The following is a 16,036-nucleotide window of genomic DNA, read 5'->3' on the forward strand; positions in this document are numbered from 1 at the left end:
GGCTTCCAATATGAAGCTGATCCGCTCATATTGCCCGGGCATGAATCTTGACCTTCTCCAAAAAGCCGCCAACCAGGCGCGGGGACTCGCCATGGATGCCGTTCACGACTGCGCATCCGGCCACCTGGGCCTGCCGCTGGGGTGCGCCGAAATCGGGGCCGTCCTGTTCGGCGATTTGCTCAACATCTGCCCTTCACAGCCCCGCTGGCTCAACCGTGACCGCTTCATTCTCTCCGCCGGCCACGGCTCCATGTTTCTTTACGGCTGGCTCCACCTGTCAGGATTCAACGTCGGCATTGAAGATATCAAGAGCTTCCGCAGCAAAGGTTCCATCACGCCCGGCCACCCGGAATTCCGGGATACGGAAGGCGTAGAATGCACCACGGGGCCGCTGGGCCAGGGTATTGCGAACGCCGTAGGCTTCGCCCTCTCCGCTAGGCGCGCGGCCGCCCGGTTCAACAGGCCCGGCATGGACATCTTTACCCAGCACGTTTTCTGCCTCACGGGAGACGGCTGCCTGCAGGAAGGCGTAGCCCGGGAATCCCTGGCTCTGGCCGCCGTGCTCAAGCTGGATAACCTCATTCTCATTTACGATTCCAACGACATCACGCTGGACGCTCCCTCGGAACGGACCCAGCTCACGGATCCGCGCGCCGTATACGAAGCCATGGGCTGGGATGTGCGCCAGATTGACGGGCATGACATCAAGGCCATTGCGGCAGCGGTTGAAGCCGCCAAAAACGCCAAAAACGGGAAACCCCAGCTCATCATTGCCAAAACGGTCATCGGCAAGGGCATTCCCGGTATTGAAGGCACCACAAAAGGCCACGGGGAAGGCGGAGCCAAGCTTCAGGAGGAAGCGCACGCCAACTGGGGCATTCCTGCCGGAGAACGCTACTACGTCTCCGAAGACATTCGTGCCGCTTTCGTAGACCTGAAAGCCCGAAGGGAAAAAGATTTCAAGGCCTGGAACGCCACGTACGAACAATGGCGCCGAACCTATCCGGAACTGGCAGAGGAACTGGACGCGGGCATCAACGCCTGCTCCTGCGGCGTCAATCCGGCAGACTCGGACAAGGCTATTCCCCCTTTCCCGCAGGACTATAGCGATGCCACCCGTTCAGCCGGGGCCGTTGCCATCAACGCCATCGCTAAAGCGAATCCCTGCTTCCTGACCACCAGCGCGGACCTTTACAGCTCCAATAAAAACTACCTTTCCGGCGCAGGAGACTTCTCTGCGGAAACCCCGGAAGGACGCAACTTCTGGTTCGGCATCCGCGAACACGCCATGGCCGCCATCTGCAACGGCATTGCCTATGACGGCCTGTTCCGCGTAAGCGCCGCCACGTTCTGCGTCTTCGTAGACTACATGCGCGCCTCCATCCGCGTGGCGGCCCTCAGCGGGCTCCCCGTCACCTATATTCTGACGCATGACTCCGTGGCCGTGGGAGAAGACGGCCCCACCCACCAGCCGGTGGAAACAATTTCCGGCCTCCGCGTCATTCCGAACCTGGATGTCATCCGTCCGGCGGACCCGGAAGAAACCGCAGGAGCCTGGATGGCCGCCATGCAGCGTGCCGACGGCCCTACCGCCCTCATTCTGACGCGCCAGAAAGTGGCTACGCTGAACGGCATCCCCGTTGAGACGCGCCGGGAAGGCGTGCTGAAAGGCGCCTACATCGCCCGGAAGGAACAGGGCCCCCTGAAAGCCATTATTCTTGCCAGCGGTTCCGAACTGGAACTGGCCCTGAAAGCGGCGGAAAACATCGGGGAAGGAATCCGGGTCGTCTCCATGCCCAGCTTCTTCCGCTTTGACGCGCAGCCTTCCGAATACCGGGAGAGCGTGCTTCCCTCTTCCTGCATGAGAAGAGTTTCCGTAGAAGCCGGGGTCACGGACCTCTGGTGGAAATATCTGGGCTGCCAGGGAGAGGCCGTGGGCATCAACCGCTTCGGCTTCTCCGCTCCCGGAACGCAGGTGCTGGAGGAACTCGGCATGAATGTGGACAACGTCGTCGCCGCCGTTCACAAGGTGCTTGCCAGATAAACAGGGAATTTTCCCCGTCATCTCTTTCCAGGGGCTGTTCCGCATTCGCCGGAACAGCCCCTTTTTCATGTCTCCCCGGTTGCCAGAAAAAAAGTAAGGCCGTCCCCACGAGCCACCATTATCCGTAACGCAGGAACTATCCTTTCCTGCAAAAATTCCGTTCATTTCCCGTCCGGATTTCTCCAAATACATGACCTCTGCAACAGCGGAGCCCATGACCTGAACCGGTCCTGGACAAGCTTAAGGCCGCAAAAGCCCCGGTTGCCAACAGCCCGTTTTCATCATGGCTGCCGGAACGGACAATGTCCGGGTTCCTTCCTGGCGCCAATGAATATTCGGAATGGTCAGGATAAAGCGATGCTTCTATTGACAATGCAATAAACCCCAACCCTGCAAAATAACGGGCGGGCGAACCATGAACAATGAAAAACGCCCCTTTCCGAAAAAAGGGGCGTTTTTATAAAGACCTTGGTAAAAAGGGAAGAGGCTCCGTTAGAAAGCGGCTTCAATCTTCATGATGGTATACACCTTTTTCTTGTCGCCGTCCATCGGGACAATCTTCACCTGATCCCCTACGCTCTTGCCCGTCAGCTCCTTGCCGACCTGGGAAAGATAAGAGACGATATGCTTTTCCGGATTTGTGTCCCACGCGCCCAGAATGGTGTACACCACGGGCTCCCCGCCATTCAACGGCTGAAGAGTCACCTTCGTGCCCATGGCGGCGCGGGAAGTATCCGTTACGGCAAAATCCGTGCCGCGGGCCAGGGCCAGCGCATGTTCCAGTTCCGCCCGGCGGCGGTTGAGCACCTTTTCCACTTCCTTGGCGTCCTGGTAGCCGCCGTTTTCACGGAGATCCCCTTCCGCACGGGAAATCTTCTTGTTATGCAGGTTTTCCGGAATTTTCACGTTTACCAGTTCTTCCAGCTCCTTCTTGCGGGCTTCCAGGCTTTCCCAGGAAACGAAAATCGGTTCCGGTTTGTCGGAGTTGTCCACCAGGGCGTCCAGCACAATGGCGTGCAGGTCCGGGAAGACGCTGATGACGCGGGCCATCAGCGCGCCGCGATCCTGTTCGGAAAAAGCGGAGGTGTTGTACAGCATCTTGGCGAACTGGCGGACTTCCGCCACATCCTGCCCCTTGATCATTTCCTGAATGATGCTCTTGTCCTCCATGAACAGGTTCTTCAGGCGCAGCATGCGGTTGGGGCCGCCGTCCATGTGGTCCTGTTCAATCAGGGAAAGCATCGCAATGCCCACAGGGAGGCCAAAGAGGGGCTTGGAAGCGTCATGCCGCTGGCGGCATATCCAGATGAGGGACTCCGCCGGAAGGGTCTGGCGCAGCAATTCATGCTTCAGATGCTTGACCAGCACCTTGTCCTGCCCTTCCTCTATCAGGAATTTGGCAATTTCCCCCACGGCGCGTGCGCCGCCCGCGTCAAAAAGCTCCAGCGCCTTCTGCGGCCAATCCTCACCAAAAATGGCGGGCAGCGTGGCGTACACGCGTTTCTGCCGCACGGCAGGCATGGAATTGAGCACTTCCGCGAAGCGTCCCACATCGCCGATATTGGCTTCCACGATGGAACGGAGAGGATAAGCTTCCTTGGCCGCCTCCGTATTTTTCAGGGAGGCAATCAGGTCATCCCTGAGCACGGCCAGTTCCAGCACCTGCTGGAGAGCCAGGCTGCCGCCGTTGCGCACATCGGCATCCACGGCGCGAATCAGGGCGTTGACGGCATCCGGCTCCGCCATGACCGTTTCCATTTTAATGCCGTCCAAAACGCGCACCTTGGCTTTCAGATCGGCGGCCTTATTGTAATCTTCCAGGGCAGCCTGCGCGCGGGAAAGGGTATTCGCGCGAAGCGTAATGCGCTCTCCCTTGCGGGTGGGCATCATGAACTGGACATTGGAACGGAGCATGGCACGCACCTTGTCCCACCAGTTTTTCCACTTGTCCTCCGCAATCACGGTGCCTTTCAGCGCGGCTTCCAGCTTCTCAGGAGTAAGGGAATTACCGTAGCCCTGCAAGGTAACGCGCACCAGTTCCACCGGGTCATCCACGGACAGGTTGATCAGAGATTCGGTATCTTCATACCGCTTGGCCAGGAAATGGTCATCACTGATGAATTCCAGAATTTTGGGAGCGAATCCCAAGGCAACTTCGTGTTCCGGATTTTCCTCAAAATCAATGACCAGCTTTTGGGCGGGAAGATTCCAGGAAATGACTTTTCCGGCGCCCCAGGAAGCATGGAAGCAGTAACGGCCAGGTGCGATGCGATCAAGTTTTTCAGCGAGAGCGGGGGTAATTTTCCCCAGAGACAATAATTTCTCCAAGTCGGCGTGCATACTGAGGCACATGATACGCCCCCCCCTACCGGTATCAAGACTAATATTCCCTCTTTCGCCCGGAGGCGGCCTGCACGGCTTTCCAGAGCCGCTACGGAGACAGCGGCCGCCCACGTCATGCTCCGCCTTCGCATTCGGGCTTCGCGTCTTTTTCCCTTCCCTCCCCCATCCAGTTGCGGCTTGACCGTGCGGAGCGTCTGGCGTAACATTTTCGCACGCATTTAACCCCTGCGCAACACGTATCATGGAACCTATTTACGAAGGGAAGGCCAAACGCCTTTATACGACTGACAATCCCAACGTCCTCCGCATGGAATACAAGGACGACGCCACTGCCGGAAACGGAGCCAAGAAGGCCCAGTTTGAAAACAAGGGCAGGATGAACAAGGCCATCACCCTGGTCATCTACCGCATGCTGGAAAGCAAGGGCGTGAAAACTCACCTGGTTGCGGATGTGGACGACATCAACATTGACGTGAAAAAGGTTTCCATCCTTCCTCTGGAAGTGATCGTGCGCAACATCGCCGCCGGCTCCTTCAGCCGCCGCATGGGCGTCAAGGAAGGCACTCCCTTCAAGAAGCCGATTGTGGAATTCTCCTACAAGGACGACAGCCTGGGCGATCCCTTCATTAATGACGACTACGCCCGGGAAATGAACGCCGCTACGGAAGAGGAATGCGCCTTCCTGAAAAAACAGGCCCGCATCGTGAATGACGTGCTGATTGACTTTTTCAAACAGGTTGGACTTACGCTGGTGGACTTCAAAATCGAATTCGGCCGCCTGGCGGAAGATCCCTCCCAAATCGTGCTGGCGGATGAAATTTCCCCGGATACCTGCCGCCTGTGGGACATCAAGACCGGCGAAAAGATGGACAAGGACCGCTTCCGCCAGGATCTCGGCAACGTGATGGAAGCCTACGAAGAAGTCCTTTCCCGGCTCCAGAACCAGGCTTAAGCATCTTCCCCCCTCCATGGGAGCCGGCCTTTCCGCCGGCCCCCATTTTTCATTTTACCACACTCTTGAGCAATATGACCCTCCACTTTGAAGTTATCAGCCGGTTCCAGGCCGCCGCCAACGCGGACGCCCTGCTCTATACCCCCCTGAACGCCGGCCTCACGTTCCGCCGCAGCCGCGTTTACACCGTAGAAATCAACGGGGACGAACAAAAAGCCCGCGAATATCTCCTGAGTGTGCTGGTGGACCCCATTTCCCAGGAATGCACGGAACAGAACGCGCCCATCCTGGAAGGAGCCCTGTTCACGATTGACTACGGCATGAAAGCCGGCGCCCTGGACCTGGAAAAAGAAGCCATCCTGCAAAACTACCGCGGACGCCGGAATATGGGCTTTACTCTGGACGGTCTGAAAATCACCCAGCGCGTGTACATCTTCGGCCAGGGAGACAAGGAAACCCTGGCGGCGCGCTTTGCCAAGGACGTCTGCAACCCCGCCATTCACAACTGGACCATCGCCTAACCCTTTTTCTTTCCCATCCACATGTCCGCCAAAACCTACCGAACCGTTCCCGTGAGGAACCTGAGCAGCGACGAACTGCTTGAACTCAGCAAGAAGCAGAAGCTTTCCCTGTCCCGTGAGGACATGGAAGTCGTCCAGCAGATCTTCCGGGAAATCGACCGCGATCCCACTGACGTGGAACTGGAAGTAATCGCCCAGACGTGGTCGGAACACTGCAAGCACCGCATCTTCTCCGCCTCCATCAGCCACAGCGTCAACGGAGGCGCGCCGGAAACGGTGAACAGCCTGTTCAAAACCTACATCAAGAAACCTTCCGAAAAAATCATGGAACGTAAGCCGGGCTTCGTGCTCAGCGCGTTCGACGACAATGCCGGCTTCATCGCCCTGGACGACAACCTGGCCGTCTGCCTGAAAGCGGAAACGCACAACCACCCCTCCGCCATTGAACCGTATGCCGGAGCCAATACCGGGCTGGGCGGCGTCATCCGCGACATCCTGGGCGCAGGCAAGGGCGCCAAACCCATCGCCTCCCTGGACGTCTTCTGCTTCGGCGCCCCGGACACGAATCCGGCGGACATCACCGCCCCGGACGTCATCCACCCCCTGGGCATCATGCGCGGCGTGGTGCGCGGCGTGCGCGACTACGGCAACCGCATGGGCATTCCTACTGTCAACGGCGCCATCCAGTTTGACCCCACATACATTTACAACCCCCTCGTCTTCTGCGGCACCGCCGGCGTGATTCCGCGCGGCGACATCCTGAAGGAAATGCGCCCCGGTCTCAAGGTGATCGTCATCGGCGGGCGCACGGGACGGGACGGCCTCAAGGGAGCCACGTTCTCTTCCGCCGCCCTGGATGAAGCCTCCCATGAGGAAGACTTCACCGCCGTGCAAATCGGCAACCCGATTGAAGAGAAGAAAACGCTGGACTTCATTCTGGAAGCGCGCGAACGCGGTCTCATCGTCTTCATTACGGACTGCGGCGCCGGCGGCTTCTCTTCCGCCGCCGGAGAAATGCTCTCTGTCACAGGAGGCGAAATTTTCCTGGACAACGCCCCTCTCAAGGAACCCGGCCTTATCTCCTGGGAAATCTTCCTGTCGGAATCCCAGGAACGCATGGTGATGGCCGTGGAGGAAAAAGACCTTCCGGAACTCCGGAAGCTGGCAGACACTTTCCAGACGGAACTGACCGTCCTGGGCCATTCCGACGACACGGGAATTCTGAAGGTCTGGCACAAGGGGGAACTCGTCTGCTGCCTGGACAACTCCAAGCTGCATGACGCCCCCATCAAGAAGCTGGAATCCGTATTCACCCCCGGCAAGGCGCTCACAGGCCAGCCCCTCCCGGACAAGGACCTGAACAAATCCCTGGAAACCGTGATGGGGGACTTCGCCATCGTCTCCCGGGAACCCATCATCCGCGAGTACGACCACGAGGTGCAGGGCAACACCATCCTGAAGCCCCTGGCGGGCGCGCAGGCGGACGCCCCGCAGGACGGTTCCGTGGTGGACATCGACGGCTCGGACAAATGCATGGCCATGGCTTGCGCCATTCTTCCGGAATGGGGCAAAACGGATCCCTACGCCATGGGGACCGGCACCGTGGATGAATGCGTGCGCCAACTCATCCTGGTAGGCTCCAATCCGGACAAAATCGGCCTGCTGGACAACTTCTGCATGGGCAATCCGGAAGATCCGGCGGAACTCGGCCGCCTGGTGGAATGCGTGAAAGCCATCGCCAAGGCGGCGGACGCGTACAATGCCCCCTTCATTTCCGGCAAGGACTCCTTCTACAACTACTTTGAAACGGAAGACGGCCCCATCAACGTGCCCGTCACCTTCCTCTGCTCCGGCTTCGGCGTGGTGGAAAACCCGGATCACGTCATTGGTTCTTCCCTGAGGCGGAACAACAGCCTGCTGTACCTCATCGGCCATACGGAAGACGAGATGGGCGGCTCCGTCTTCGCCCGCACCCACGGTGTGGAAGACGGCAAGGTTCCCCAGACGGACTGCGCAGCGAACATGGAACTGTACAAAGCCTACTACAGCGCCCTGACTTCCGGCCTGGTGCTCTCCGCCCATGACATTTCCGAAGGCGGCCTGGCCGTCACGGCGGCGGAAATGGCCTTTTCCGGCAAGGGAGGCGTCCGGCTGGATCTCACGAAGGTTCCGACCGTCAACGGCTGGAAATCCCCGGCAGTCCCCCTGTTCAGCGAAAGCACGGGCCGCATCCTTGTGGAGGTGGACCCGGAATTCGCCGCGGATTTTGAAACGGCTATGGACGGATTCCCCTGCGCCTGCATCGGCAGCGTTACGGAAGAAAAGCGCCTCACGGCCACCTGCTGCGGCGGAGAAAAGGTGCTGGATTGCGGCATCGCCAACCTCAAAAAGCTCTGGAAGGACGGACTTACCCCCTATTATTGATCTCCCGAAACCGGCATCTTACCAAACCAACGATTCATTTCTACCAATATGCCTCACGCACTTTTACTGAAATACCCCGGCACCAACTGCGACGTGGAAACGGAACGCGCCCTGCGCGCGGCAGGTTTCTCCACCCAGATCCAGCCCATCGCCACGGCTACGCCGGAACATGTCGCCAAATCCCAGCTTGTCGTCCTGGGAGGCGGCTTCAGCTACGGGGACTACGTCACCAGCGGCCGCCTGGCCCAGTTGGAAACGGAACGTTTCCTAGGGGATGCCCTGCAGCGGCACCACGCCGGTGGAGGCATGCTCCTGGGCATCTGCAACGGGTTCCAGATTCTCACCAAGCTGGGTATTCTTCCCGATTCCAGCCTGATTGACAATAAAAAGGAACGCTTTGAATGCGTCTGGGCCAAACTGGTGAAAGTAGCCAAAGACTCTCCCTTCCTCCAGGGCCTGCCGGACGAATTCGAACTGCCCTCCGCCCATGCGGAAGGGCGCCTGGTCACCCGCCCCGGAGATGCGGAAAAATACCTGGCCGCCGGAAATGTGGCTCTCCAGTACGTGGACAACCGCGACGGCTGCGAATGCAGCATCGCCGGCCTCCAGGATTCCACCGGGCGCGCCATGGGCCTGATGCCCCACCCGGAACGCTTTCTGCTGCCCCGCCACCACTATGACAAGGACTGGGCCGGCAACGAAGACTGGGGCTGGGGGTACTTCCTCTTCAAATCCGCCTTTGACGCCCTGAAATAAAGGTTCATCCCCCGCAACCTCTTTCCCCGCACTCATTCCATGACAGACACGGTCCTCATCGGTTCCTCTTGCGCCCTCGGCGCTTTCTGGTCCTCAAAACGGTATTTTGACTACCTGATTGATGAAACCAACCTGTCCCTGCTGCGCGGCAAGGAATTCGGGCAGGCCGTCATTATCTGCCCCTCCCTCCGGGAAGGGGGCACGGCTATCCGGCGGAATACGGCTCCCTTTCTGGCTCAGGTTAAAACCCTGATTGATCTCCTGCATGATGTAAAGGCGGAACGGGTGACCTACATCACCAGCATTGACACCCAGCCGGAAACGGGCAATGAACTTTCCCCCTTGCTCCGTGAACCGGAGGACGAATGGCTGGCGGCTCTGGTGGAGTTGAAAGACTTCATCAACCTCCGGTTCGGCCGCGTGCTGACCGTGTACCTTCCGGAAGTCACCGGAACGGGAGTAGGCATGAGTGTGGCGGATCTGCTGGCAGAAGTTCCGGAAGGGACGGAAGAGCTGGACGTGGCCCTGCTGGAACGCCACCAGCTTTATCCCATGCACCGCCTGGTGAGGGACGTGGAAAAAGCCTGGGAGTGCGGCATCTTTTCCGTGAATCTGGTGCCGGAACCCGTCACTGCCTTTGAACTGGTGGAGCAGTGCTTCCCTTCCCTGGTCAACCGCCTCCCCGTCGCGAAGGAAACGGACCCGTACGGAAGCGCCAGAACATCCGTTTACTCCACTCAGTACCACGATCCGGACATCGGTTATATCATGGACAAGCAGGACGTTCTGGCGGGGCTTTCCCCGGACAAACAGTCCTAGCCCCCCGGTCAAAAAAACTTTCTCCAGACCCCGTCTGCTTCCTGCGCAGTCGGGGCTTTTTATTCCCCGCCTTCAAAAAGAGCTCCACTGCAGGAGCCGTGCTTTCCTGTTGAGCGCATGCCGGAACGGTGCTATACAAAAGCCATGAAGATCAGCGACGACAGCCTTGAATTCTTAACGGAACTTCTGGAAACCCCCAGCCCGTCCGGCTTTGAAATAGACGCCCAGCGCATCTGGGCGGACGAACTGCGCAAATATACGGAAGACGTCCAGTGCGACACCTACGGAAATACCTGGGCCGTCTTCCACGCGGACGCGGAAGAAGCCCCCACATTGATGATTGAAGCCCACGCGGATGAAATCGGCTTCATGATCCGCCATATCACCAAGGACGGCTTCCTGTATGTGGAACGCGTAGGCGGTACGGATACGGCCATCGCGCGGGGGCGCCGCGTGCGCTTCCTGGGTTCCCAGGGCGAAGTGATGGGAGTAACCGGAAACACGGCCATCCACTTGCGGGAACCCGGAGAAAAGGAACCCAAGATTTGGGAAATTTACGTTGACGTAGGCGCCTCCTCCGACAAGGAAGTAGCGGAACTCGGCCTGCGCGTGGGCCATGTGGGCGTTTACTGCGACGGCCCCATGCTGATGAATGAAAACAAGCTGGTATGCCGGGCTCTGGACAACCGGCTGAGCGGCTTCATCCTGTCGGAAATAGCCCGCAAACTGTGCAAGCTGAAAAAGCCCGTCGCCTGGAACGTGGTGCTCGTCAACGCCGTGCAGGAAGAAGTTGGCTGCATTGGCGCGGGAATGATTACCCACCGCCTGCGCCCGGACGCGGCCATCTGCATTGACGTGACTCATGCCACGGACTCGCCCGGACTGGACAAAGGCAAATTTGGCGATATCAGGCTTGGAGGCGGCCCTGCGGTCATCCACGGCACGGCCAACCATCCCAATCTGGTGGCCCGTCTGGAAATCGTGGCGGACAAGAACAAAATACCGCTCCAGCATGAAGCCGCCGGACGCCGCACCGGAACGGACACGGACAGTATCTACATCTCCCGCGACGGCGTGGCCTCCGCGCTGGTGTCCCTCCCCCTGCGTTACATGCATTCCCCGGTGGAAACGGCCTCTCTGACAGATGTGGAAAACACCATCAAGCTGCTGCTGGAACTGGTCAAATCCCTGACGCCGGAAGACTCTTTCGGCCACAGGCTGTAATACGGAGCGGACGGCGGCATCGCTGACAACATGAGGACATGAACCGTCCTGCCGGGGAAAGGCGCGCAAAACGGCCATTTCCCCGGCCTGCTTCCATGCGGCTGCATGGAAGAGCCCCCTTATATGGAGCAGGGCGTAACCATTGGCCTTGCAGGCGTCCTGCGGCTTCATTCGGTACTGCAATGGCTGCCGTCACTACCCGCTCGATGGTTCCCGGCCTCCTCTCCCGGAACATTTTCCCGGAAACTATCCCGAACCGGAAAACGGCAGAAGTCTTTCCTTCCGGTCACATTTCACTGAAATCCAGCCGGGTCACATTAAAGTACGTTTTTCCCTTCCGGCAGGAATCCCACAGGAGAATAAGCATGAGGAAAAAGAGGACCAGCCTCCAGGCCACTTCAAAGGGATAACTGGTTACCGCCCTCTCCACGCCGATGCAGTTGCAGGAGAGGGAAAGCCCCCTGGTCCAGCCCTGGACGAATAACGCCACGAACGTGAATGTCAGCGCGCTGCCCAGCAGCGCGGCCCCGGCGCAGGTTCTGCGGAACAGGAGCCCCAGCCCCACCACAATTTCACACGACACCCCCAGGCAGGCTAGGGGATGACCCCAAGCCTCCGGGAAAATGGCGAAACGGTCGATCGTCTCCTGAAGCTGGTCCAGATGAAACAGCTTGCGCACCGCGACGAACAGGAAAAAGCCCCCCATCCCCAGCCGGAGCAGGAGCAGACAGAAACGGACGATTTTTTCCCTTAGCATCATTGGCGTATTCCGCTTATTCGAAGTGGGTTTGCTGGGCGCTCACCTTTTCATTGCGCAAACTGTTCAGTTCATGGCGCACCTTTTCCAGCTCCATCTGAAGGGATTTCTCCCGTTCGGAGACAGAAGCCGCGGCGGAAGACGGCGTCCCGGCAGCTTTCTTCCCGCAGCCTACGGCGTCTTCCGTAAAGAGCATTTTCAACCCGGGAGCCTTCGTGTCAAACTTTATAACGCCGGAAACAGGCTTTTGGGAGCCGGGATGCTTCACGGAGGCCCTCACCGTCACCGTGCCGGGCTTGGCGCCCAGACGCACCAAAGCCGGAGCGGAACCCCATTTAACGGGCTGGGTCAGCGTGCCGTCCGGAGAATCCGTCAGCAGCTCGGCAGGACCTTCCACGGAAAAGACAATCTCCTCATCATTCAGGCGCTTCACCGTTCCGCGGTCATCCGTAACCTCCGCCACCACGGCAAACACGTCGGAACCGTTGGCGTACAAATCCACGCCATCTTCCCGATCCAGAGTCAACCGGATTTTTTCCGCTCTCCGGGCCGGGCGGACTTCATGCCTGGCCACCACCTTGCCGCCTATCAGGCCTTCCGCCACCAGTTTCACCGCGCCCTCCTTGCCGGACCGGGCAAGCTTCTTGTTTTCCATGAAATCCCAGGCTTTCGGGAACACGACGGGCACACGCTTGAGGCCGCCGGGACAGAATGCCACCTTCTTTTCCACCGGAAGCCCTCCGTTGACGCTCAGGCGGACGGAATCACAATTGGAAAACACCGTCACGTCTTCCGGAGAAAAAGGAGTGCATTCGTTGGCAATGTGCACCACAGGGCCGGAACCGGACCCGTTGAGCGTCTTCTGGGGACGCTGGGACATAAACGCGAAATAGGAAGTCTTGGGCTGACGGAAAGCATCCATCATGCCTCCGTAGAAAGGATCCGGATGATAGCCGCGCTGATGGTCGAAAGGATGCCACAGGCAGCCGCCGAAATGGTAGGCGGGAGCGGCGTTCAGCGTATCGTATGTGGTATATGGGAACGAGGTCTTGAGGTAATGAAGGGCCTGCACCATCATGGGCGCTTCACCCCAGTGCCGGGCCACGCGGGAGGTGGAATTGTGGGCGGCCCAGGTATCCACGTTATCGCCGAATTCGCGGGTGAAGTAAGGTTTGTTGTTCTTCCTCTCCTTGATGGACCAGTGTTTGTCGCCTGTAGCCGGGTGGGCATACAGAACCTCATAATGCTGATTGCCCTGAGCCACCGCGTCGCAAGCGGTGTAGCATCCCTTGTACGGGTATTCCTCATGCACCAGGTCGCGGGCCTTTTTGGCGAAATCCGCCGGGTAATGAGTTTCATTCAAAATAGGCTCCCACATCATCACGGAGGGATGGTTCCTGTCCCGGCGCACCATCTGGCGGATATCGTCATACACCCGCTCCGCAAAAGGGCCGCTGCCCCAGAACTGCCAGCCCGGCGTGGCGACGATGACGAAAAGGCCCAGGCGGTCGCAGGCGTCCATGAAAGCCGGGTCCTGCGGATAATGAGCGCTCCGGATCACGCGCATGCCTGCCTTCCTCAATTTCACGGCATCCTGCCATTGCAGGTTGTTGGGCACCGCATTCCCAAGCATGGCAAAATCCTGGTGCCTGTTGCCGCCAATCAGCTTTTCAGGAAACAGGGCCCCATTGAGCACCAGCCCCTTTTCCGTTATTTCCACCGTCCGGACCCCCACCCTCATGGAACGGTTGTCCAGCAGATGGACCGGATCTTTAGCATGGTCCCCTCCGGCGGCATCCCATACTTCCACGCTCAGCGTATACAAATCGGGATTGTCTGGAGACCACGGTTTCACGTTGGAAAGCACAAGAGGGATATCCACTTCACCCGTGGAATGGGGTGGGATGGCCAGAGGGACCGTCTCCCCGGCGGGATCCACCCCCTTGGGGTCCGTCATCACCGCCTGCACGCGCACCTTCTGTTCCTTATCCGTCTGGTTGGCCACCTGAACCTTCACCCCTACCTTGCCCTTGCGGGTGCGGGGATCAAAAGATTCCGTCCGGAAAAAAACTCCCCCGCCGGCCACGGTGCCGGCCTCGTTCGGATCCGTAATATACACGGGACCGGTGGAAATGAGGTACACATCCCGGTAAATACCGCCGAAATAGGAAAAATCCAGGCCTTCCTGGGGTTTGCCGGGGGGATAGGAAGCGTCGTTGGAATTGTCCGCCTTCACGGCGATGACGTTCTTTTGTCCCGGTTTCAGCCACTTTTCCAGATTGACGATCACGGGAAGATATCCGCCGAAATGTTCCGCGGCCTTTTCTCCATTTACCCAAACCTCGCTCTTTCCCATGATGCCCTCAAAATACAGGGTGTTCCTCCTCCCCTCCAGCCGGGAGGGAGGAATGAAAGTTTTCCGGTACCATACCGGCCCCTGGTAGTTGGAGCAGCCGCTGGCCTCTTCCGGAAGAAGTTCAATGCCGTTGGGGAGGTTGACGGACTCCCAGGAAGAATCGTCGCCATCCGGGCTGGACGCTTCCTCCGGTGCCTTCCGGCCCTTGAACAGCTTCCAGCCCACATTCATGCCGTAAACGTCCCTCTTCGTCACGTTTTCCGGCAGGCGGAGAGACCCGGCCACGGAATAGGTTCCCGTAGACGATACGGCCTCCTGATCGGAAACCGTATCGGCATAAAGGGAAAAAGAGCCGGCCAGGCATGCCGCCGTTATTCGGATAGCAGTAACTTTCATCATGGAATAGGGGAATGCGATTTTAATATACGGAGACTCCCCGGCGCCACCTTTCATTCATATAATACATCCTTGCAGATAATGCAAATACATATGTCATCCGGCATCTTCCGCTTGACCTGGAAGGCATGTTTTTTCATAGTCGATTCGCCCTGTACGGGATTATCCCGCAGCCCCGGTCCGAGTGCCAGGCTTTCAGTCCCGTGAAAAGGAAGAAGCGAGGTGTTCCTCCACCGGCTGTTTCAGGGCTACGCCTTTATCCACTAGTTTTTTATGTCATCTTTCTTTCAGAAAATTGTCAAACTTTTCTCCTATGACATTGGCATTGACCTGGGCACCGCCAACACCCTGGTCAACGTCAAGGACCAGGGCATCGTTCTGCGCGAGCCTTCGGTCGTCGCCGTCAAGGGGGACAAGGTTCTGGCCGTGGGAGACGAAGCCAAGCGCATGCTGGGCCGCACCCCCGGCTCCGTCACGGCCATCCGGCCGTTGAAGGACGGCGTCATCGCCGACTTCTACATCACGGAGGAAATGCTCCGCTACTTCATTAAAAAAGCCACGGCCAGGTATTACCTGATCAAACCGCGCGTGCTCATCGCCATCCCCTCCGGCATTACGGAAGTGGAACGCAGGGCCGTCAAGGAATCCGCGGAAGCGGCCGGAGCACGCCGCGTGCATCTGATTGAAGAACCCATGGCCGCCGCCATCGGCGTGGGCCTTCCGGTTCAGGAAGCCGCAGGCAACATGATCGTGGACATTGGCGGCGGCACCACGGAAGTCGCGCTTATCTCCCTTTCCGGCATCGTTTACAGCCGTTCCGTCCGTTGCGCCGGGGATGAACTGGACGACGCCATCATCTCCTACATGAGGAGAACTTACAATCTCATGGTCGGGGAACGTACCGCCGAAGACATCAAAATCCGTATCGGCTCCGCCTACCCCCTGCCTCAGGAACTCTCTATCGAGGTCAAGGGCCGCGACCTGGTCGCGGGCCTGCCCAAGACAGTGACGATTCGATCAGAAGAAGTGCGTGAAGCGCTCACGGAACAGCTCAACACGATTGTTGACGCCGTGCGGACGACTTTGGAACGCTGCCCCCCTGAACTGGCCGCCGACCTTGTGGACCGGGGGATCGTTCTGGCCGGAGGAGGAGCCCTGCTGCGCGGGCTGGACCAGCTCCTGCATGACCAGACAGGACTGCCCATCCACATTGCGGAAGACCCTCTGAGCGCCGTTGCGGAAGGTACCGGGAAAGCCCTCCAGGAACTGGACTTCTTCACCAATGTTACTGATGCGGAAGACTGAAGACGCAATCTCCGGAGCAAGCGCTCCGGCCTTGCGTCTCCCGTACTGCTGCATCACATCAACGCAACTGCCTGCATGATTCCTTTCCGGCCATCTCTACAGCTTCAACTCCAGCCGCTCCTGACGGGAGACGGCCCAC

11 protein-coding genes are annotated in these 16,036 nt (G+C 58.7%); 8 read left to right on the plus strand and 3 right to left on the minus strand.

From position 1 onward, the window contains the following. The first annotated feature begins 40 nt into the window (after positions 1–40). Positions 41–2,044 (plus strand): transketolase, encoded by a 2,004-nt coding sequence (tkt, locus tag O4G22_RS02895; RefSeq protein WP_306702116.1) that lies wholly within the window; start codon positions 41–43, stop codon positions 2,042–2,044. A 492-nt stretch (positions 2,045–2,536) separates the two neighbouring features. Here the strand turns inward: tkt and O4G22_RS02900 are convergent, their stop codons facing one another. After that, positions 2,537–4,372, minus strand: coding sequence for a GreA/GreB family elongation factor (locus tag O4G22_RS02900; protein ID WP_179219381.1), 1,836 nt, complete (start codon positions 4,370–4,372; stop codon positions 2,537–2,539). 256 nt (positions 4,373–4,628) lie between these two features. Here O4G22_RS02900 and purC point away from each other — a divergent pair, with 256 nt between their 5' ends. The 6 genes from purC to O4G22_RS02930 all read left to right on the plus strand — a co-directional run bounded on the left by purC (position 4,629) and on the right by O4G22_RS02930 (position 11,083). Further along, positions 4,629–5,339 carry a phosphoribosylaminoimidazolesuccinocarboxamide synthase gene (gene purC / locus O4G22_RS02905; protein WP_306702117.1) on the plus strand — a complete coding sequence of 237 codons (711 nt, stop codon included), beginning with the start codon at positions 4,629–4,631 and terminating at the stop codon, positions 5,337–5,339. Between the two features lie 74 nt (positions 5,340–5,413). Then, positions 5,414–5,860, plus strand: coding sequence for a hypothetical protein (locus O4G22_RS02910; RefSeq protein ID WP_022198549.1), 447 nt, complete (start codon positions 5,414–5,416; stop codon positions 5,858–5,860). 21 nt (positions 5,861–5,881) lie between these two features. Continuing rightward, entirely contained in the window at positions 5,882–8,284 is a 2,403-nt protein-coding gene (gene purL, locus O4G22_RS02915) for a phosphoribosylformylglycinamidine synthase subunit PurL (protein WP_306702118.1), read from the plus strand. Positions 8,285–8,332: 48 nt separating this feature from the next. After that, positions 8,333–9,040, plus strand: a complete 708-nt coding sequence (locus O4G22_RS02920; protein ID WP_094136892.1) for a phosphoribosylformylglycinamidine synthase subunit PurQ — start codon at positions 8,333–8,335, stop codon at positions 9,038–9,040. 39 nt (positions 9,041–9,079) lie between these two features. Further along, entirely contained in the window at positions 9,080–9,859 is a 780-nt protein-coding gene (locus O4G22_RS02925; RefSeq protein WP_306702119.1) for a hypothetical protein, read from the plus strand. Positions 9,860–10,003: 144 nt separating this feature from the next. Then, positions 10,004–11,083, plus strand: coding sequence for a M42 family metallopeptidase (locus O4G22_RS02930; protein WP_094136989.1), 1,080 nt, complete (start codon positions 10,004–10,006; stop codon positions 11,081–11,083). 286 nt (positions 11,084–11,369) lie between these two features. Here the strand turns inward: O4G22_RS02930 and O4G22_RS02935 are convergent, their stop codons facing one another. Continuing rightward, positions 11,370–11,843 (minus strand): MauE/DoxX family redox-associated membrane protein, encoded by a 474-nt coding sequence (locus O4G22_RS02935; RefSeq protein WP_306702120.1) that lies wholly within the window; start codon positions 11,841–11,843, stop codon positions 11,370–11,372. A 13-nt stretch (positions 11,844–11,856) separates the two neighbouring features. Then, positions 11,857–14,595 (minus strand): glycoside hydrolase family 2 protein, encoded by a 2,739-nt coding sequence (locus tag O4G22_RS02940; RefSeq protein WP_306702121.1) that lies wholly within the window; start codon positions 14,593–14,595, stop codon positions 11,857–11,859. A gap of 270 nt (positions 14,596–14,865) precedes the next feature. On the opposite strand from O4G22_RS02940, the gene O4G22_RS02945 reads away from it, so the two are divergent. Further along, positions 14,866–15,897, plus strand: a complete 1,032-nt coding sequence (locus O4G22_RS02945) for a rod shape-determining protein (protein ID WP_094136888.1) — start codon at positions 14,866–14,868, stop codon at positions 15,895–15,897. Positions 15,898–16,036 lie beyond the last annotated feature (139 nt).

Origin of the sequence: Akkermansia muciniphila (genome assembly GCF_030848305.1) — a bacterium.
Lineage (GTDB): Bacteria > Verrucomicrobiota > Verrucomicrobiia > Verrucomicrobiales > Akkermansiaceae > Akkermansia > Akkermansia muciniphila_A.